The sequence below is a fragment of the Paracoccus sp. (in: a-proteobacteria) genome (assembly GCF_046289755.1).
In the GTDB taxonomy this organism is placed as follows: domain Bacteria; phylum Pseudomonadota; class Alphaproteobacteria; order Rhodobacterales; family Rhodobacteraceae; genus Paracoccus.
This window is the reverse complement of sequence record NZ_JBKBVD010000046.1, coordinates 1-19,233: the sequence shown is the minus strand read 5'-3', so window position 1 is coordinate 19,233 and position 19,233 is coordinate 1. Positions and strand designations below refer to the sequence as shown.

20 protein-coding genes are annotated in these 19,233 nt (G+C 66.9%); 9 read left to right on the top strand and 11 right to left on the bottom strand.

The window, feature by feature from the left end; all coding sequences use genetic code 11:
* Positions 1-11: 11 nt before the first annotated feature.
* From ACK41U_RS15240 to ACK41U_RS15225, 4 genes are read right to left on the bottom strand one after another with little or no spacing between them, the layout of a single operon-like run.
* Positions 12-890 (bottom strand): ABC transporter permease, encoded by an 879-nt coding sequence (locus tag ACK41U_RS15240; RefSeq protein ID WP_409681783.1) that lies wholly within the window; start codon positions 888-890, stop codon positions 12-14.
* A gap of 2 nt (positions 891-892) precedes the next feature.
* Entirely contained in the window at positions 893-1,957 is a 1,065-nt protein-coding gene (locus ACK41U_RS15235; RefSeq protein WP_409681781.1) for an extracellular solute-binding protein, read from the bottom strand.
* Positions 1,958-1,988: 31 nt separating this feature from the next.
* Positions 1,989-3,047 (bottom strand): ABC transporter ATP-binding protein, encoded by a 1,059-nt coding sequence (locus ACK41U_RS15230; RefSeq protein WP_409681779.1) that lies wholly within the window; start codon positions 3,045-3,047, stop codon positions 1,989-1,991.
* 2 nt (positions 3,048-3,049) lie between these two features.
* Positions 3,050-3,859 (bottom strand): ABC transporter permease, encoded by an 810-nt coding sequence (locus tag ACK41U_RS15225; RefSeq protein WP_409681777.1) that lies wholly within the window; start codon positions 3,857-3,859, stop codon positions 3,050-3,052.
* A 280-nt stretch (positions 3,860-4,139) separates the two neighbouring features.
* Between ACK41U_RS15225 and ACK41U_RS15220 the strand changes: the two genes are divergently transcribed.
* Positions 4,140-5,192, top strand: a complete 1,053-nt coding sequence (locus tag ACK41U_RS15220) for an acyltransferase (RefSeq protein WP_409681775.1) — start codon at positions 4,140-4,142, stop codon at positions 5,190-5,192.
* On the opposite strand, the gene ACK41U_RS15215 is transcribed toward ACK41U_RS15220, so the two are convergent.
* Together ACK41U_RS15215 and ACK41U_RS15210 are read right to left on the bottom strand one after the other, a co-directional pair.
* The gene (locus tag ACK41U_RS15215) at positions 5,189-6,187 is read right to left on the bottom strand and encodes a hypothetical protein (RefSeq protein WP_409681773.1); all 999 of its coding nucleotides are present in this window, start codon (positions 6,185-6,187) and stop codon (positions 5,189-5,191) included. The genes ACK41U_RS15220 and ACK41U_RS15215 overlap by 4 nt on opposite strands.
* A complete protein-coding gene (locus ACK41U_RS15210) occupies positions 6,174-6,866 on the bottom strand; it encodes a hypothetical protein (RefSeq protein WP_409681771.1) in 693 nt (230 codons plus the stop codon). The genes ACK41U_RS15215 and ACK41U_RS15210 overlap by 14 nt, the downstream gene beginning before the upstream one ends.
* A gap of 30 nt (positions 6,867-6,896) precedes the next feature.
* Between ACK41U_RS15210 and ACK41U_RS15205 the strand changes: the two genes are divergently transcribed.
* Complete coding sequence (locus tag ACK41U_RS15205) at positions 6,897-7,964, top strand: hypothetical protein (RefSeq protein ID WP_409681769.1); 1,068 nt, start codon at positions 6,897-6,899, stop codon at positions 7,962-7,964.
* Positions 7,965-8,014: 50 nt separating this feature from the next.
* On the opposite strand, the gene ACK41U_RS15200 is transcribed toward ACK41U_RS15205, so the two are convergent.
* The 3 genes from ACK41U_RS15200 to ACK41U_RS15190 all read right to left on the bottom strand — a co-directional run bounded on the left by ACK41U_RS15200 (position 8,015) and on the right by ACK41U_RS15190 (position 11,349).
* Complete coding sequence (locus ACK41U_RS15200; RefSeq protein WP_409681767.1) at positions 8,015-8,620, bottom strand: hypothetical protein; 606 nt, start codon at positions 8,618-8,620, stop codon at positions 8,015-8,017.
* 333 nt (positions 8,621-8,953) lie between these two features.
* Positions 8,954-10,048 (bottom strand): ParB/RepB/Spo0J family partition protein, encoded by a 1,095-nt coding sequence (locus ACK41U_RS15195; RefSeq protein WP_409681765.1) that lies wholly within the window; start codon positions 10,046-10,048, stop codon positions 8,954-8,956.
* Positions 10,045-11,349 (bottom strand): AAA family ATPase, encoded by a 1,305-nt coding sequence (locus tag ACK41U_RS15190; RefSeq protein WP_409681763.1) that lies wholly within the window; start codon positions 11,347-11,349, stop codon positions 10,045-10,047. The genes ACK41U_RS15195 and ACK41U_RS15190 overlap by 4 nt, the downstream gene beginning before the upstream one ends.
* 472 nt (positions 11,350-11,821) lie before the next feature.
* Here ACK41U_RS15190 and ACK41U_RS15185 point away from each other — a divergent pair, with 472 nt between their 5' ends.
* The 4 genes from ACK41U_RS15185 to ACK41U_RS15170 all read left to right on the top strand — a co-directional run bounded on the left by ACK41U_RS15185 (position 11,822) and on the right by ACK41U_RS15170 (position 15,297).
* Positions 11,822-12,511 (top strand): DnaA N-terminal domain-containing protein, encoded by a 690-nt coding sequence (locus tag ACK41U_RS15185; protein WP_409681761.1) that lies wholly within the window; start codon positions 11,822-11,824, stop codon positions 12,509-12,511.
* A 41-nt stretch (positions 12,512-12,552) separates the two neighbouring features.
* Positions 12,553-13,197, top strand: coding sequence for an HAD family hydrolase (locus ACK41U_RS15180; RefSeq protein ID WP_409681759.1), 645 nt, complete (start codon positions 12,553-12,555; stop codon positions 13,195-13,197).
* Complete coding sequence (locus ACK41U_RS15175) at positions 13,194-14,156, top strand: sugar-binding transcriptional regulator (RefSeq protein WP_409681758.1); 963 nt, start codon at positions 13,194-13,196, stop codon at positions 14,154-14,156. The genes ACK41U_RS15180 and ACK41U_RS15175 overlap by 4 nt, the downstream gene beginning before the upstream one ends.
* 61 nt (positions 14,157-14,217) lie before the next feature.
* Positions 14,218-15,297: a hypothetical protein gene (locus ACK41U_RS15170; RefSeq protein WP_409681756.1), complete on the top strand. Its 1,080-nt coding sequence runs from the start codon at positions 14,218-14,220 to the stop codon at positions 15,295-15,297.
* A gap of 10 nt (positions 15,298-15,307) precedes the next feature.
* Here the strand turns inward: ACK41U_RS15170 and ACK41U_RS15165 are convergent, their stop codons facing one another.
* On the bottom strand, positions 15,308-16,276 hold the full coding sequence (locus ACK41U_RS15165; protein WP_409681754.1) for an ATP-binding cassette domain-containing protein: 969 nt from the start codon (positions 16,274-16,276) through the stop codon (positions 15,308-15,310).
* Positions 16,273-16,488, bottom strand: coding sequence for a hypothetical protein (locus ACK41U_RS15160; protein ID WP_409681753.1), 216 nt, complete (start codon positions 16,486-16,488; stop codon positions 16,273-16,275). The genes ACK41U_RS15165 and ACK41U_RS15160 overlap by 4 nt, the downstream gene beginning before the upstream one ends.
* Before the next feature lie 115 nt (positions 16,489-16,603).
* Between ACK41U_RS15160 and ACK41U_RS15155 the strand changes: the two genes are divergently transcribed.
* The 3 genes from ACK41U_RS15155 to ACK41U_RS15145 all read left to right on the top strand — a co-directional run.
* Positions 16,604-17,071 carry a response regulator transcription factor gene (locus ACK41U_RS15155; RefSeq protein WP_409681752.1) on the top strand — a complete coding sequence of 156 codons (468 nt, stop codon included), beginning with the start codon at positions 16,604-16,606 and terminating at the stop codon, positions 17,069-17,071.
* Between the two features lie 235 nt (positions 17,072-17,306).
* Positions 17,307-18,959, top strand: a complete 1,653-nt coding sequence (locus ACK41U_RS15150) for a di-heme-cytochrome C peroxidase (protein WP_409681750.1) — start codon at positions 17,307-17,309, stop codon at positions 18,957-18,959.
* A 5-nt stretch (positions 18,960-18,964) separates the two neighbouring features.
* A partial coding sequence (locus ACK41U_RS15145) for a hypothetical protein (protein WP_409681748.1) occupies positions 18,965-19,233 on the top strand: 269 nt, incomplete at its 3' end.

The following is a 19,233-nucleotide window of genomic DNA, read 5'->3' as shown; positions in this document are numbered from 1 at the left end:
TCTCCGATATTTCAGTAGGGTTTCCGGACTGGCCGGGTCTTGCCGATCAGCCGGGTCATGGCGACAGTCACCACGATCGTCACCGTCATCAGGATGAAGGCGATGGCCGAGCCAAAGGGCCAGTTCGCCACGGTCGTGATCTCGTTATACAGAACCGGCGCCATCATCCGGTATCCCGGCCCGCCCAGCAGGAACGGCGTCGCATAGGCGTTCATGCACAGGATGAAGACCAGCACAAAGCCGGTGATGACCCCCGGCAGGACGATCGGGAAAAACACCCGCACAAAGGCCTGACTGCGGCTGGCCCCCAGATTGAGCGCGGCATCGACGACCGAGAAATCGACATTCTCGATGGCGCTTTGCAGGCTGAGGATCATGAAGGGCAGCACCACCGACACCGTGCCGACGATCACCGCGAAATCGGTGTTCAGGATCTGCAGCGGCTGGTCGATCAGCCCCATCTTCAGCAGGGTGACATTGATGATCCCGCGCGAGCCGAACAGCGCGATCCAGCCTGCCGCGCGCACCACATTGCCGATCATCAGCGGAAACACGACGCTGATCACCAGCAGGCTTTTGAACCGGCTTTTCGTGCGGGCCAGAAAATAGGCGACCGGAAAGGCCAGCACCGCCGTGATGATCGTCGATGTCAGCGCGACATAAAGCGTGTTGACCATCACGCCCTGATAATAGGGCTCGGCAAAGAAGCGGGCATAGTTCTCCAGCGTGAACACGTCCCGCATCATCAGCATCGGGTCGTATTCCTTGAAGCTGTAGCGAAACAGCGTCACAAGGGGGATGAACAGGCATCCGAAAATCAGCAGAAGGCCGGGCAGCAACAGACCTGTCGCCGCCCCCGCCGTTCTGATGCGGGCGCCACCGCGTGCCATGCTCATGCCTTGAACGACTGGTTCCACCACGCAAGGTGGTCCGAGATGCTGCGCGAGACATATTCGTAATCGGGGATGTTGAAGTTGTCCTCTTCGGCCTGGGTAAAGCCAAGCCGGGCGCGCATCTCATCGGACAGCTGCGCCGTGCGGGTCGTGGGCAGGTAGCCCATGTCCTGCGCAAAGGCCAGCTGCGCCTCGGGCTCCAGCAGCGTGTCCAGAAACGCCGCCGCGGCCTCTTTGCGAGTCGACAATGTGGCCACGCCTGCCTCGAAGGTGACGGGCAGGATGCCCTCGGCGGGCACGACCGTCTGCACCGACAGCCCCGCCTTCTGCCACTGATAGGCGCGCGCCTTCCACATCAGCGTGGCGCTGATTTCCTGCGCGTGGAACGCATTGGCGATCGCCTCGTTCGAAGAATAGACCTGCGGCGCATGCGTGCGCTTCAGGTCATCCAGCGCCTCGATGCCGGGGGCGAAATCCGTGGCCGTGCCGCCATGGGCAATCGCCGACAGCATGATGATCGGCGTGAACAGGATGTCGGAAAACCCGATGCGGTTGCGATACTCTGCCGCCCACAGATCCCTGACGCTGGTGGGCGGGGTCGCGACCTGCGCCGGATCGTAGACGATCACCATGCCGCTGTAGATCTGCGGGATCGAATAGGGCGTGCGCAGGCTGGGCAGCACGTCATCGGCGCGCGACAAGCCCAGCTCGTCCACGGCCACCATCGTCCCCATCGCGTTCATCTGGAACATGTCGCGGTCGTTGAAGAACGCCACATCCGAGGCGGCCCGGCGCAGCCGCGCGGCGGTCGTCACCTTGGTCTTGCGCGCGCCGCTGTCGCTGGTGTCCAGCGTAAAGCCCAGATCATGCGCGGCGGCCAGCCGCGGCGCGACATGCTGTTCCAGCAGGCGGGCATAGTCGCCGCCCCAGCTTGCCACGATCAGCGAGCGGTCCTGCGCCCGCAGCGCGCCGGGCCACAGGCCCGCCGCCGCCAGACCCGTCATGCCCTGCAACAGGCTGCGGCGCCCGATTCCGAATGTCTTGTCCATCAGATAATCTCCCATGCTGGTTCTTGTTATCTTCGGTCGTCAAAGCCTAAAGATCGTCGACAAGGATCTGCGTCGCCTCGGGGTGCCACCCGACCGTCACGTCGCTGCCGATGTCGGGAACGGGGCGGGTGCCGATCCGGTTGGGGTGATGCGCGGTCACGACGGCGCCGCCGGGCAGGACCACCTCGACCTCGACCAGCCCACCCAGATAGGTCACCGCCTGCACCGTGCCGGTAAAGCTGTTGGCATGCTCGCCCGCCGCCGGGGACAGAACGACATTCTCGGGGCGCACCGACAGGACCATGTCGGGCCGGGCCTTGCCGGTGTCGCAGCGCACCAGCGTGCCGCCCCCGATCTCGAACCCTTCGGGGTGGATGCGCCCCGGCAGCACATTCGCCGCCCCCAGAAAATCCGCCACAAACCGCGTGGCCGGATGCGCATAGAGATGCTGCGTATCGCCCTGCTGGACGATCCGGCCATTGCGCATGATGACCAGCCGGTCGGCCATCATCAGCGCCTCTTTCTGGTCATGGGTCACGAACACCGTGGTCAGCCCCAGCCGCGTCTGCAGGGCGCGCAGCTGCATGCCCACGCTCTGACGCAGCTTGGCATCCAGGTTCGACAACGGCTCGTCCAGCAGGAACACGTCGGGCTGCACGACCAGCGCACGGGCGACGGCCACGCGCTGTTGCTGCCCGCCCGACAGGGCCTGCGGCATCCGCTGCGCAAAGGCCGACAGCGACACCAGATCCAGCGCCTCGGCCACGCGCCGCCTGATCTCGTCGCGCGCGATCTTGCGCATTTCCAGACCAAAGCCCACGTTCTGCTCGACCGTCATATGCGGAAACAGCGCATAGTTCTGAAACACCATCCCGGTGTTGCGCCGCTGCGGCGCCAGATGGGTGACATCCTTGCCGTTGATGGTGATCTGCCCCGAGGTGACCGGAATGAACCCCGCGATGGATCGCAGGATCGTGGTCTTGCCACAGCCCGAAGGCCCCAGCAGCGCCACCAGTTCAGAGGCCCCGACCTCCAGATCCACCCCGTTCAGGGCCGTAAAGGTGCCATAAGACTTTCTCAGGGCTGATATTTGCAACTCGGCCATGTTCATACGATCCGCGAAAGTTTGACAAAGCGATCCGTCACCAGCAGCAGGGTTCCGATCACCAGGATTTGCAGGGTGCTTGCCGCAGCAAGCGTCGGGTCCATCTGCCATTCCAGATATTCCAGCATGGCGATGGGCAGCGTGGTCTGTCCCGGCGTGACCAGCAGGACCGAGACCTCAAGATTCTCGAAGCTGACGATGAAGGAAAACATGCTGGCGGCCACGATCCCGGCCCGCGCCCGCGGCAGGGTGATCCGCCAGAAGGTGGTCCAGGCCGAGGCGCCCAGATTGCGCGCCGCCTCTTCGACCGAGCGGTCCAGCATCCCCATCGAGGACACGATCAGCCGGACCGACCACGGGATCGTCAGCGTGATATGCGCCAGCACCAGCCCGGTCAGCGAGGACAGCGCATCCCATTGCCAGATGATCGACATCTGGATGAAGAACACATACAGCGCCGTTCCGATGACGATGCCCGGCACCAGCAGCGGCGCCAGCATGATGTTCATGATCACGCCCTTGCCGGGAAAATCGAACCGGGTCAGCGCGACCGCAATCGCCAGCCCGACCGAGACGCCCACGACCATCGCCAGAAACGCGATCTTGGCGCTGGTGACAAACCCCTCCACGAAGGCGCGCTGGCTGAAGACATTGGCGAACCATTTCAGCGTATAGCCCTCGGGCGGAAAGGTCAGGAACTGGCTGTCGAAAAAGCTGACATAGCTGACCGCAACGACCGGCAGCAGCATGAAGGCAAAGATGACGACGACAAGAAAGTTGAATGCCAAACGTCGCGGCGTCTGTGTGTTCATGCTCTGCCTCCATTGCGTAAGCCAACGTTAGGAGGTCAGGTTTCTTCTGTAAATAAAAAAGAACGCTTGGTTCTTTTTTATTTATTTAAATATGATTATCAGCATCTTAGAAATGAACCGATCCCATCTCTCCCCGGTCCCGGCCTCTGTTTCACGCCGGGGGCCGCACGCGCCTTTCTGGCCACAGCCCCGGACCAGCACCCATGCACATACAAAAACCACTCACCCTTTGCCTGCCGCTGATATAGTGAGTCCCGTGTCAATTGGTCGGAGTTTAACGATGCTGAACACCAGGCCCGGCGCCGGGATGATTGCCCTGCCCCCCTCTGCCCTGCCCGCATCGGCGCAGACCGGATCGACCCGGCATTCCGGGATCGAGATCGGCCGGATCACCGCCTGCTTCGCCGTCATCCTGTTGCATCAGGAGGCCGCCAGCTATGGCAGCGCCGGCTATATGTCTGACCTGTTCGATCAGGCGGCGCGGTGGGCGGTGCCGTTCTTCTTCATCATCTCGGGCTATTTCATGCCCCTGACCGGGCGCTGGTTCGCGACCACGGCGCGGTACTTCAAAAGGCTGTTTCCGGTCTTTGTCTTCTGGTGCCTCTTCTATCTGGCCATCGCCGAGGACCCGTCGATCCATTTCGACGGCCTGCGCAACATCTCCAAACTGCTCGTCGGCGGTCCGGGGTTTCATCTGTGGTTCCTGCCCTCGCTGGGGATCTGCCTGTCGATCGCGGCGGCCTTCATCTATGCGGGCGCGGTCCGGGGGCTGATCATCCTGTCCGTGCTGCTCTATCTGACGGGACTTGCGCTCGGGTCTTACAGCGCTGCGGTTCTGGACCTGCTGTCCATCGACCGGCAGCTTGACGTGAACAGCCGCAACGGGCCGTTCTTCGGGCTGATCTTTGTGACGCTCGGCCATCTGATCCGCATCGGGACGATCCGGCCGACGCTCTGGTCCGGCATCGCGGTGCTGGGCCTTGGCGCCCTGATCACTGCCGCGGAGGCCTTCGTCCTTTACGCGGCCTATGGCACCGGCATGACGCGCCACGATTTTCTGGTCGGAACGCTGCCCTTCGGCCTTGGCGCGACGCTGGTGTTTCTCAGCTTCGACATCCGGTCCCCGGCCATCGCCTCGGCGGCCCGCCGTGTCGGCGCCTGCTCTCTGGGCATCTATGCCGTTCATCTGGTGGTGCTGCGGCAGGTGACGGCGCTGCTGGGGCCGGACAGTTTCACCGGGGGCCTTCTGGTGGCCGTGCTGGCGCTGGCGGTCTCATCGGCCATCGCCCTCATCGGCGCGCAGATCCCGGTGCTGAAACGCGTGTTCCGCTAGCGCGCGCGCCCCTGTCGATCACGCCTGCGCCCGAAATTGGCCAGCGCGCCGAACCCCATCAGACCGGCCAGCACCGACAGCAGCGAAATGAACGGGTCCTTGATGATCAGATCCATCCACAACGGCACCAGCCGCAACGGCTCGGTCCCGACATATTGCAGGATCGCGGCAGTGGGGGCCCGTACGTTGACGGCCTGAACGTCGAAACTGCCATCGCTTGCATTGGCGATCACCTGCACATTCATCGGGTTCGCCGTCCTGTCGCGCATGTCGACGAACTTGACATGGCCCCCGACCGGAATCCGGTCCTCGCGCAGCAGGATATTGGCGCGACCCTCCCAGCCAAAGGTCAGCGTGGTCGCGGCGCGAAAGGTGATGTCGCCCGATTTGACATAGCCGCGCTGCGACGTGCCCGGCGGCGTCCCCAGCTCCAGCTCGGCCCGGACCAGATAGCGCCCGCGATCCTGCATCGCGGCGGTGGGCATGATCATCCGCGCCTGCGCCACCACCCCCGGCATCTGGCGCAGCCCGTCAGGAAGGGCGGCAAAGCGGATCTCGGCATAGTCGTCGACGATCTCAAAGTCGATCCTGGTGCCCGGCGGCGGGTCCAGAACCACCGTCCGGGGCCAGATGCTGCCCTCGGGCCACCCCGCCCCCGGAACCTCGGAGGCGGGCGGCAGCGCATCGCCGGGGCGGACCGCGAACCACGCCCCCTCATCGCAGGTCATCACCATCGGATAATCGCGCGGGCGGCGCGGCGTGGCGCGCGGCAGGCACAGCACCGCCTCGCCCAGCATGAACAGCGCCTGATCCTCGCGCACGGTCAGCGACACCCGCGACGAGGACGCGCCCACGATCACCGTCCGCTTCTGCCACGTCTCGATCAGCCACGACAGCAGCAGGGACAGCAGCACCGCCGTCAGGATCAGCGCGCCGATGCGGCCCGCCCACCGCGCGGCGCGCAACCGGCGCCGCGACCCTCTACTGCGCCGCAAGCGTCACCTCGACCTCGTAGGTCTCGACGACCCTGTTGCGCGTCACATCGAAATACAGCGTGACCAGCCGGTCGCGCGGCAGGCGGTCGGCATCGACCGGACAGGCGGCCGTGTACTTGATGCCTTCGGATTCCTCGATCTGCGCACAGCGGGCCACGACCTCGCCCGAGGCGGTTTCATAGGCCACGACCGTATCGGCCCCGGCAGTGTTGACATAAAAGGTCAGCGCAGAAGCCGTGCGGGCAGAGGCATCGGCCCAGATGACCGGAATGACCGGCTCGTCATGATCGCAGCCGCCCAGGTTCATCCGCGCGACGGTCGGCGTCCGGCGCAGCACATCGGAGTGCTTCGTCGGATGCGCGAATGTGACCGCCCTGGTCCGCACCGTGCCCGCCAGTGAAAACGTGCTGGCGGATTCATACCTGCCATCCCGGCTGGTCACCCGCAGACACGCCATCTCGGCCCCCTGCCCTGCGGCAGGCAGAACCGCCTCCAGCACCGGCCTGCCCCGCTCCAGCCGGTCGGGCGAGAACATCGCCCCCACGACCAGCCCGCCCGAAACCTTCGCGCGTTCATACAAATGCTCTTCAAAACTGTTTGGCGTCAGAGGCTCCTGTGCCAGTATCGGCCCCGACAGGACGGCCGCGCCAATGGCCACAAGGCAAAACCGATGCGTCATAGGGCTGCTTCCGACATGATGACCATATCTGTGAAACATATCAAAAACCTCGCCATCGCGCTACTTGTTACCGCCGCTCCGGTGCAGACCGATGCACGGCCCGTCCGCATCGGCGCCGAAACCGGCAACGGCTTTCTGTTTCAGAAAAGCGGCGTCTGCTATGTGATCCTGCCGACCCATGTGCATGGCCGGGGTCCGTTCCCGCTGGCGGCGCGCGACCCTTCGGGCATCGGCACCGGCCGCGTCATCCACCGGGCCGACGCCGCGCTGGACCTGTCGCTTGGCGTCGTGGCGGGCTCGCTTGCCGCCGATTGCGGTGCCGACTGGTCGGCGCTGCCGCGCGCGGTCGATCCGGCGGCAGGCCAGCCGGTCACCGTCGTGCGCTATCAGGACGGCTCGGTCGAGACGATCCGCGCGCAGATCACCACCACCACCTTCACCCATTTCCAGATCGCACCCGACGCGGATGAGACGCGCTATTTCGCCGCCGGCACCTCGGGGTCGTTCGTGTTCGACGGCCAGACGCCGCTTGGCATGATCACCGAGGCCGGCGACCGGCAGAACGCCTATGTGCTGCGCATGGACGAGATCCACGACCGCCTGCGCCGCGTGGTCGAGGACTGGTACGAAGACGAGGGCTGCACCGACCCCGCCGGATGCGAGACCCCCCTGCCCGATCCGGCGCCGCCGACCCTGTCGGGGTTCCGGCTGGTCGAATGGGCGCCGCAGCCCGTTGACAGCCGGTTCGCGGCAGATGCGATGGTCGCGGGCACCGCGCCCTTCATCGCGCCGGTGACCCGCTCCCAGCCCGTCACCCTGACCTTCGAGGCCGATGCCGTCCGCGAGGTGTCGCGTGTCGTGCTGACCTCGCGGGCCGACGGGGCCACCAGCGTGTCGCCCAAGCTGGTGGATGTGAAGATCGACACCTCGTCTGACGGCGTCGACCGCTGGCGTGCCTTCCGCTCGCCCCGCGACATGGTCCCCGATGAGCCGCTGGACCTGCGCCGCGGCGCCACCCATGCGCGCCGTCTGCAGATCGAGGTCCGGTCGGGCTGGGGCGACGGGCCGGTCCGCATCGACAGCGTGACGATCGAATAGCCCCCTGCCGCCCGATACCCGCTGCCCCGACACCCCCCTGCCCCGGCGCGCTATTCAGCCAGTGAGATGGTCAGCTCCACCGGCGTCTGCGAAAAGTTCGCAGGCCCGGTCAGCCTGCCGGTATTGTCCAGCCGCAGCTGCGCCCAGCTATCCAGAAACACGCTGACCACATCGGCATTCAGCGTGACGATGCAGCGGCCATGCCCCGTCGAGTCGTCCCAGCATTGCTTTTCCGCGTCCCATTTGCCGACCTTGCGGATCACGCTGGCCGAATTGTCCGGCTTCAATGTCCCGGAAAAGGTTCCGACCGCGCGCCCGTAATACTGGTTCACCTCGTCACCGACGGGTCTGATCTCGAAAATCAGGTTGGGCGCGCTGTTCAGGATCGCCCGCAGCACCGTCGCACGCATCGCCAGATCGGTCGAATACAGCCCCGAGCGGATCGCCATCCGCCGCTGATCGGCATCCCCCCGCTCGATCATGATCTGCATCGCGGCCAGCGCCTTGCGCGGATCGGAATCCGCCAGGGCATCATCGAAAGTGGACAATGTCTCGACCCGCTTGCCGACTTCGGCATTCAGCTCCTCAAGCGAGATCTGCGCCAGTGCGGGCTGAAGCGGCGCAAGGCACAGCAGTACGGCAAGACTACGTTTCATCGAAAAACCTGTCGCCAGAGTGACCGAAGGATTGTGCAGTTCAATTCATTGTGAACCGCACGGATGCGCGCAGGCAACATCTCTTTTTGTGCAGGGGCTGCGCCGTCCGATGCCGCGATCCTGCGGCAGGATGATGGCCACAGCGGCGGTCTGCCGGGTCAGCCTGACCGCCTGCGCAACCCGGACCTGTCAATCCTCCTGCCCCCCTTATGCGCGTTATCTCACCATAATGCGCATTACCTGTGGCCTTGGCTGCTGTCGTCTTCCCGACGCATGAAAATGGCGGCCGAGCCCTCGCCCCGCCGCCATGCACGACCTTCCCCGTGGGGAAGGCTATTCGATCTGATCCAGCATCGCGGCCACCGCCGATTCCAGCCGCCGCCGGTCCACGGTCGAGAAATCGCGCGCCAGCCGGATTTCCAGCCGCCCGTTCGCGGCGGTGCATTTGGCGCTGCCCTGCGCGCGCGTCAGCTGGAATGTGGTCTTGGCCTTGGCCGTCGCCGCAGGCTGCGCGTCGGGTGCCGCCTTGGCCGTCTCGGGCGCCCCCGCATCGGCGCCCTGCCCGGCATAGCGCCGCAGCACCGCCAGTTCATCGGTGATCGAGCGCGTGTCCCAGTCGCGCAGCTCTGACTTGATCGCCGCCGCCAGCCCCGGCACCTCGGCCAGTTTCGAGGCCAGCGCCAGCCCCAGCGCACGCGGGATTTCCTGCGGATACATCAGCGTCTCGCCCAGCCGGTCGACCAGCGGAATGAAGTTGCGGATATAGCTGCGCTTCTGATAGCCCGCCGATTTGAACAGGATCGCCACCGCCTTTTCCGCGTCATGTTCGGCGGTCAGCGGGTCCATCGCATAGTGCAGCGCCAGCTGCGCCATCTCGGCAAACGAGATGTCCTTGCGCACCAGATTCTCATCGACCATGCGCCGGTACAGATCCTCCAGCGCATCGCCGCGCGCCGCGATCCCGGCCGGAATCCGGCCCCAGGCATCCGTATCGCCGGTCTCGTCCAGCAGCTGCCGATAGGCCGACAGACGCCGCCAACCCTGGATCAGCTCATAGCGGCCGTCACCGGCAGGCTCGACCCGGATCGGGTTCGACAACCCGATGTCGCGGATCGAGGACACCAGCTCGGCCAGTTCGAAATCGGCCACCGGGCGGCGGTCGCGGATCAGCTTTTGCGTGTCGATGGCGTCCAGCGGGATCAGATCGGTGATCAGCCCCGCCCGTTTCAGCCGCACATGTTCCTGCGCCAGCGCGTCGTTTTCGGCCCGGATCTGTGCCTCGATCCGGGCGCGGTCGCGGGTGCTTTCGGCGGTCTCGCTGATCGCGGCGGCCATCGGGCCGCGCCGCGCCTCGACCTTCCCCGCGGGGATGTCCGGGGTTTCTTCCTCGGGGATGTCGATGTCGAACATCCGTCGCTTGCGGCTCATGCCACCTCCTCCTGCTGCGTCCAGGCGGTCAGGACGTGACCGCGGAATTCCTCATAGGCCTGATCGAATGTCGCGCGCGCCCGGCGCCAGGTGCCGCGCGTCATCTCGCGATAGTCGATTTCATAGATCGAGCTGAGGAAGCGGCCCGACTGTTCGACGGCGCGTGTCAGTTCGATCGGGTGCTGCGCCACGCGGTCGCCAAAGACCTGCCGGAAGGCCCCGAACATCGCCTGATGCAATTCGTTCGACGGCTCGTACCGGGTCATCAGAAAGCGGACATCGGAAAAGGTCTTGGGCAGTTTGATCTTCCCCGTGGGGAAGTTTTCAAACCCGTGCGACAGATCCTCCAGCGCCTCGGCCAGCTGACCGATAAAGCTGGTCGTGCTGTCATATTCCCAATAGCCGGGGCCGGACGGGATATAGAGCATGTCGGCGGCAAAGACCGCGTTCATCGACTGATAGCCGATCGCGGGCGGGCAGTCGAACAGGATCAGGTCATAGGCATCGTCGGCCAGACTGTCGAGAAACCGCGACACGGCGCCAAAGAACGTCCATTCCGGGTTCAGGTGGCGATACTGAGCGCTGGCGAATTCGACAAAGGCGGCGTTGGCGCAGCTGGGCACGATGTCGATGGTGGGCCAGGCGGTCGGCTTGATGAAATCGGACACCCGCAACGAGCCCAGACCCATGTCGCGGATCGAGGCGGGCAGCTTGCGCTGGGGCAGGGCGGTGCCCGATTCGGCGCCCGCACCGGCGGCGTTCATGCGGTCGGTCTCTCGTTCCAGATCGCGCGCCATGATCCCCCAGACGGTGTGATCCTCGCCGACATCGGTCAGGCCCATGGAATGCGACAGCGTCGCCTGCGGGTCGAAATCGACCACCAGCACCCGGTAGCCGTCCAGCGCGGCGGCATGGGCGAAATGCAGCGCGACGGTGGATTTGCCGGCGCCGCCCTTGAAATTGGCGATGGCGGCGCGAAAGGCGCGCTTGCCCTCGGGGCGGGGCGGCATCAGGGATTTCTTGTTGATACGAATGCGGCGGCGCAGCTCGTTCACCTCATCGAGGCTGAACCAGCGCTGGCGGCCGTCCTCCTCGACTTCCCCAAGGGGAAGGTTCGGGTCGGCGGCCAGCTTGCCGCGAAAGGTCGACTGGTTGATGCGAAAGATCAGCTCGGCCACCTCCCAGCTGGAGAAGCGGCGCAGGGTCTTTTCATTGGCGGGGCTGAAGGTCTGGCGGCGGATCCAGCCCTGCATTTTGAGGGACTGGCTCTGCAGCCGGGCGAGGTCTTGATGCGTATACATGGTGTGCCTGTTTTCAAGGACGCAGATTCCTGCTGCTTGCTGTTTTACGCTTGATTTGCGCATTTGGCAAAACCGTTGTTCAATGAAAGCACAGAATACAGCAATCCAGCGCCTGTTGCGCGAATCGGCTGTCCTGCGTGCGTTGCGCGCCCTGGGTGCCGCAGGCCCCGTCCGGCGCGCTAATCCCCGGAATGGGGGACGGAACCGGGGCAATCTGGGCGGATTGGGGGACATCTGCGCCCGAACAGGGGACATTCAAGGCGTCCCCCTATACCAATGATACCGGATTCTTCTTTGAGTTTGCGAACGTTGCATCGCGCAACGGCGCAAGTTGCTTGACAGAATCGCAATTCAGGACGCTAATGCGACAAGGTTGGTGAAAGGCGTTGGGCGGAAGATCCAAAGCGGCCAGCAGAGGCAAGGTTCGTTCAGGACCAAAGGCAAGGACCGGGACAACCCGGCAGGAGCAGTGATGCAGGTGATCAGACCCGTCGGGCGTGAAGCCGCGGCGAAGAAATACGACATCCTGTCGGCGCTGATGGCGCATGCTCTGGCCAGCGGGCCGGGGCCGCAGCGGCTTGTCCTGCGGCTGATGGCGCTGATCACGACCCGCTACAACTGGCAGCGCGACGAACTGACCATGGGCCAGCGCGAGATTGCGCGGCTGTGGTGCGTCGACGAGCGGACGGTCAAGCGCGACATGGCGCAGCTGCGGGCGCTTGGCTGGGTGACGGTCAAGCGGCAGGGCGCGCGGGGCCGCGTCTCGGTTCTGGGGCTGGATCTGGACCGGATCGCGCTGGACACACGCCCCGCATGGCCCAATATCGGCGAGGATTACGTCGCGCGGATGACCGGGCGGTCCGAATCCGCACCCGCCCCGAATGTCGTGCCGTTCCGCAAGCAGGGCGCCGCAGCCGCACAGGCCGGGCTGTGGGGGGTGGTCTGTGCGGCGCTTCAGGCCGAGGACCCGGTCGTTTTCGATGCCTGGTTCGCGCCGCTGGTTCAGATCGAACAGGCGGACGGGCAGGGGGGTGCGCTGCATCTGGCGGCGCCGTCGCGGTTTCACGCAACATATGTGCGCACGCATCTGATGGCGCGGTTGCAGATTGCCGCGCGGCGGGCCGACCCCTCGGTCGTGTCGGTCCGGATCGAGGCGCCCTGAGGCTCTGGACAGGGCGACGGGCAGGGGCGTATGGGACAGCGATGGACCTGATCATCTTTGATTGCGACGGCGTGATTGCCGACAGTGAGATCCTGTCGGCCGAGGTGCTGATTGCGCAGCTGGCCGCGCTGGACATCGCGATCACCGCAGATGACGTGCGCCGCGATTTTCTGGGCCGCAGCTTTCCGACGGTGGCGGCCGCGATCCGGGATCGTTTCGCCCGCGATCTGCCATCCGATTTCGAGGCCAGCTATCGTGCCCGGCTGCTGGATCGGTTCGGGACCGGCCTGCGCGAGACACCGGGGTTTTCGGAGATGCTGGCAGGGCTGGGGGCGCGGCGGATCTGCGTGGCGACCTCGTCCAGCCCGCCGCGGGTGGCGCGGACGCTGGCGCTGCTGGGGCTGGACGGGCGGTTTGGGGCGCATGTGTTCACCGCCTCGCAGGTGGCGCGCGGCAAGCCTGCGCCGGATCTGTTCCTGTATGCGGCCGCGCAGATGAACACCTCGCCCGCCCGCGCGCTGGTGATCGAGGACAGCGCGCCGGGGCTGGAGGCGGCGCGGGCCGCAGGCATGGCGGTGCTGCATTACGCGGGGGGCGCGCATCTGCGCGGGCAGCCCGCCCCGGCGGGGGTGACCAGCTTTGACGACTGGTCCCGCTTTGCCGCGCTGCTGGAGGCGGTGGCATGAGCCAGCCCCCCGTCCGGTTCACGCCCGAGGCCACGCGGCTGGACGATGCCGCGCGGGCCGGGTGGCTGTATTATGTGGCGGGCAACACGCAGGACGAGATCGCGCGCAAGCTGGGCGTCAGCCGCCAGAGCGCGCAGCGGCTGGTGGCCATGGCGGTGGCCGAGCGTCTGATCAAGGTGCGTCTGGACCATCCGATCGGGCGTTGCATGGATCTGGCGGCGCAGCTGAGCGACCGCTATGGGCTGCACATGGCCGAGGTCGTGCCCTCGGACCCCGAGGCGCCGGACCTGCTGGCCGGGCTGGCCATCGCCGCCGCCGCGGCTCTGGAACGGGTGCTGAAATCGCCCGAGCAGCGGATCGTCAGTCTGGGCACCGGGCGCAATCTGCGCGCCATGGTCGAACAGGTGCCGCGCATGGCCTGCCCGCAGCACATCGTCGTCTCGCGTCTGGGCAATATGATGGAGGACGGCTCGGCCACGCCCTATAACGCGACGATCCGTCTGGCCGAGCGCATCGGCGCGCCGCATTACCCCTATCCGCTGCCGGTCATGGCGCCCGATCCGCAGGCGCTGGCCGCGATGCAGGCCCAGCCTGCGGCGCAGAACACCATGCGGCTGTGTGCCGGGGCCGATCTGTCGCTGGTGGGCGTGGGGCAGATGGATGCGCATGCGCCGCTGCATGTGGACGGGTTTCTCAGCGCCGCCGAGATGGCCGAGCTGACCCGGCTGGGCGCCGCGGGAGAGATCACCAGCTGGGTCTATGACGCGCAGGGGCAGATCCTTGATTGTGCGTTCAACGCCCGCGTCGCCTCGGCGCCGCTGCCGGTCGCGGCGGACCGTCCGGTCATCGCCATGGCCTCGGGGCAGGGCAAGCTGACAGCGATCCGCGCCGCCCTGCGCGGGCGGCTGGTGAACGGGTTGATCACCTCCGAGGCGACGGCGGAACGGCTGCTGGGCTGAGGCGCGGCCCCGGCGGGTCAAAGGGCTTTGGTGCTGCGCGAAATCGTGATATTGTGAGCGGATGATTTACAAGCCGCCGTCCTCGCGTGACAAAGTTCCGGCCCTGGACGAGCCCGCAGAGGCCGCGTCCGAGGACCTGTGGTTCCTGCCGGGCCCGCCCGCCGAGGAGCCGGACGATCTGCCGCCCGGCCCCAGTCCCGGCCCCGGTGCGGCACCACGCACGCATCCTGACGAGACCGCGCTGATCGCCGGCTGGCAGCAGGCCGAGGCCGGTGAGGCCGCGCGTCTGGCGCGGGTCGCGGGCCGGCTGGGGGCGCTGGATGACCGGTTGCGGCGCGGCCCCGAAGGCTGGCGGCACCGGCTGGCGCTGATCGAGGCGGCTGACCTCAGCTGGGTCTTTGGCGACCGGATCACGCCCGACCGGCTGGCCTTGTGGACGGCTTTGCGGCTGGCGGGGGTGCAGGAGGACACGGCTGCCCTTGCGCGCGCGGCCTGGGCGGTGCGGCGCCTGACCGCGGGGCCGTCGCCGGAAACCGGGCTGGCGGATTTTCTGGGGCGGCACGATCCCGAATATCCCGATGACGAGGCCGACCGCTTTTCCGACCGGGCCGACAGCTGGCTGGGCCTGATGGGCGCCGCGCATGCGCTGCATCCGATCACGCGGGCCTGCATGGGCTATCACCTCTGGGCGCTGGCGGGGCTGGGGCCGCAGGGCGACCGGATCGAGGCCGCCGTGACCGCCGCCCGGATCGCCGCCAGCGAGGGGCAGGGCGCGGTCTTTGCGCCGCTGGTCACCGGCGGGGCAGGGGGGCTGCGCGCGGGCGGGCCGCCCGCCGAGCGGCTGGCGCCGTGGCTGGACGGGATGGCGCGCGCGATCCTGACCGCGATGCGGCAACTGGACGCCATTGAGGCCTGGGAGGTGCGCGCCCGTGCGGCGATGGCGCCGCTGTCGGGCCGCACCCCGCCCGCCCTGCGCGCGGTGCTGACCGAATGGCCCTTCGTTTCGGCCCCCATGGCCGAGGCGCTGACCGGCTCCAGCCGTGCTGCGGTGCAGCGAAACCTGACATGGATGGAACGGCAGGGCCTGATCCGCGAGGTGACCGGGCAGGGCCGGTTCCGCATGTGGCGCGCCGCCGACTGAGAGGCGCGGCTTATCGCGCCGGGTCGGCTGGTTGCGGGGTGCGGACGGGTGGGGCAGAGACCGGCAATTCCCGAACCTTGCCGCCGCCGCAGCGCAGCTGCCGGGTCGCGCGTTCGATCAGGGCGGGCCGGTGGGCGATCACGATGCGGGTGACCGGCAGCGAGGCGATCAGGTCGGCAACCGCCGCCTCGGTCTGCTGGTCCGGATTGGCCGTGCCCTCGTCCAGCAGCAGCAGTTGCGGGCGGCGATACAGCGCGCGCGCCAGCAGCACCCGCTGTCGCGGGGGGCCCCCCCCCGGCGCCCCCCCCCCCGGGGGGCGCCCGACAGGGCCGAGCCCATGTCGGGCGGCCAGCGACAGGGATTGCATCGGCATGCGCCCGACGTCCTCGTGCACCTGCGCGGCGGCGGCGGCCACGACGCGCTCCATCTCCATGTCGGGATCGAAGAAGGCGATGTTGTCCGCGATCGAACCCGACAGCAGCTGATCATCCTGCGCCACCACGCCGATGCGCCCGCGCCATGCGCGCCACAGATCGGGCGAGGCCGGGCGGCCGTCCAGCAGGATCTCGCCCACCAGCGACAGGGCGCGGTCGCTGAAGGTCTGGCGAAAGGACAGAAACGCCATCAGCCTGATCGTGGGCATGGCCCGCACCGTCTCGATCAGGTGGGTGTGTTCCGAGGCGATGGCGACGGTGTTTTCCTCGGTCGCGCGGCGGGTGGCGGGAAAGAAGGCGAACCCCAGCCCCAGCCCGACCCGCAGCGGGCGCGGCGACAGCCCTTCGGCCAGCTGCATCAGGTTGCGCAGCGTCGCCCCGGTCAGTGACAGCGAAAAGCGCTGGCGCAGCCCGTTCAGGTCGATGTCATGGCCATGATAGCGCCCGACCATCGCCATGCAGGCCAGCCCGCATTCGGCGGCCTCGGCGGCGCGGATCTCGGGCAGGCGGGGGCGGCCGCGAAAGTTCAGCCCGGCGATGCTCATCCCATCCGCCCCACGGCATAGAGCGGGTCCAGCAGCCATTCCGGCAAGGACCGCCGGTCGATCACGATATTGGCCGACAGCAGCATCCCCGGCTGCACCGGCATCTGCTGGCCATAGGCGGTGACGCTGTCGCGGGCCAGCGCGACCTTGACGCGGAACACCGGCTCGGTGACCTCAAGCCCCGGTATCGCCACCTCGGCGGGCGCCAGCACGGGTCGGGGCCTTGGCTGCGCCTTGGCTGCGTCGTGATGGGCCGACAAACCCGCGGGTCAGATGTCGCGTTAGAGGGCATGTGCCAGCAGCGGCAACGACCATGAGGAGAGTCGCATGAAGGATGTGCCCGACTGGCCATCGCGGCTGCGGATCATCATCGCGGATACCGGCCCGACCGTCAGTGACAGCATCAACAGGATCATCCGCGATCTGGACACGGAGGCCGATGTCATCGTCATGGCCCCCGCCGCGCTGCACCATGCGCTGGCGACGGACAGTCCTGCCCCTGACACTGGCCTGACTGCGGCCGGCATGGGAACCGACATGGGGACCGGAACGGCCGCGCAGGCGGGCCAGCTGACATCGCGGCAATACGAGGTTCTGGCGCTGATCGTTCAGGGCAGCACGAACAAGGAAATCGCGCGCAGGCTGGAGATCTCGCCTTCGACCGTGCGGGTGCATGTCTCGGCCCTGCTGCGCGTGCTGGGCGTGTCGTCGCGCACCGCTGCGGCGGCGATGGCGGCAAGCGTCCTTCCGCAATCGCGGGCGGCTCAGGGCGCGACAGGCGCCCCTTCGGACTGACCGGGCCGGTTGCCCACGCCGCAGAGGGCGAGCATCCTGATCAGCCTTGTGGCGGCGTCAAGGCACTTGACCGGCGCCCAGGATCAGGCCAAGCTGATTGAAACGGCATGACAATCCGGGTTTCCGATCACGCTTGCCCGAACAGGGTTGCGGCTGGCGCAGCTCTGCCGATCCGGCCACCCCTTCAGATGCCGCTCACGCCGTGTTGTCCTGTGACGTTCAGAGGGGGGACGTGATGATCCGGTCTGTCCGGGCTGCCTGTGCGGCGGTGGCGATCTGGCCGCTGGCGGCCACGCCTGTTGCCGCAGAACCCGTCACCGAACCCGTCACGCATCTTTCGCAGGGCTGGTCGCCGGATCTGCGCGACAGCTTTTATTTCACGCCGCAAGGCTCGCATATGATGCGGGCGGACTGGTTTGCCGCGCTGGAACAGCCCGATGGTGCGGGCCGGTTCGGTGATCCGGCCTATCTTGAGCAGTTCGGTTTCATCCCGCCCGGCGCCCCGTCCGATCTGAACCCGCAAGGCTATCCGGTCGGATTCGCGGTCGAGGCGGCCAGGAACCAGATCGGGCTGACCTGCGCGGCCTGTCACACGGCAAATATCGACGTGAACGGCGAAATCCTGCGGATCGACGGCGCGCCCGCGCGGCTGGATTTCGACAGCTTCTATCAGGCGCTGGCCCGCACGGTTTCGCGCACGCGGCTGGAGCCTGCGCGGTTTGCGCGCTTTGCCGACACGCTTGGCGTGACCGGGGACGATACGCTGGACGGCCTGCGGGCCGACCTGACCGCATTCGACATGCGGCTGACCGCAGACGCGGTGCTGCGCAAGCCCGCGCTGGCCTCGGGCTTTGGCCGGGTGGATGCGCTGACGCAGATCGTCAATTCGCTGGCGGTGCGCGATCAGCAGCTGCCCGACAACCTCTATCCGGTGGCCGCCCCGACCAGCTATCCGGCGCTGTGGCTGACCCCGCATCTGGAATTCGTGCAGTGGAACCCGATCGCGGCCAGCCCGATTGCCCGCAACAGCGGGCAGGTGCTGGGCGTGTTCGGGCGCACCGACATTGCCCCCGATGCCGGCGGCGACGCATTCGCATCGACGATCCTGCTGCGCGAACTGGCCGAGCTGGAAGACTGGCTGAAGATCCTTGAACCGCCGAATTGGGACGAGGCGCGCATGGGGCCGATTGATCAGGCGCGCGCGACCGAGGGCGAGGCATTGTTTGGCAAGACTTGCGCAGGCTGTCACAATATGGCGCCCTATGCCCGCACCGACCCTGCCGAGAATGCCTTTGGGCAGTCCTTTATCCGGATCGGCCGTGTCGATTACCGCGCCGTCGGGACCGATCCCGCCTATATGCAGAACCTGCTTGGCCGCGCCGTCGCGACAAACGCGACCACGGCCCCGATCTTCGAGGGCGCGGCGATCGTGCCTGCCCCGCGCTTTTTCGCAAGCGCCGTCGAGGCCTCGGTCCGGCGCAAGATGGGCGAGGCGGGTCTGACGCAGGCCGAGATCGTCGCCCTGAACGGCCATCGCTTCCGGCGCGGGCCGGACGGGCAACCGGTTCCCTACCGGGCGCCCCGCCTGACCGATCTGAAGGCCGGTCCGCTGGCCGGGGTCTGGGCCACCGGGCCCTATCTGCACAACGGGTCCGTGCCCACGATCTATGAACTGCTGTCCCCCGCCGAGGAGCGCCGCGCGGTGTTCTGGACCGGCGGGCGGGCGCTGGACCTGCGCAGGCTGGGCTATGAAAGCGGCGATGCGCCGGGCCGGTTCCGCTTTGACACGCGGTTGCCCGGAAACGGCAATGGCGGCCATGCCTTTCCCGCCGGTGGTCTGGACCCCGACCAGCGCCTTGCCATCATCGAATATCTCAAGACGCAGTGACCGCCATGAGCCATCTTGACCAGATCGACGCCGCCCCCGAAAGCCTGCGCTGGCCGCTTGTGCGCGGGTTGATGCGGGACGATCCGCCCGGCCTTTACGCCGAGCTGCGCGCCTGTCGCCCGGTTCTGGTCCTGCCCGAGGTGACGCTGGCCGCGCGGCATTCGGACTGCACGCAGATCCTGTCGCGGCACGATCTGTTCAGCGTCGCGCCCTATCGGGCGAAACAGGGTGACTACTGGATGGCGCAGGACGACACCGCGCGGCACTGGCGCGA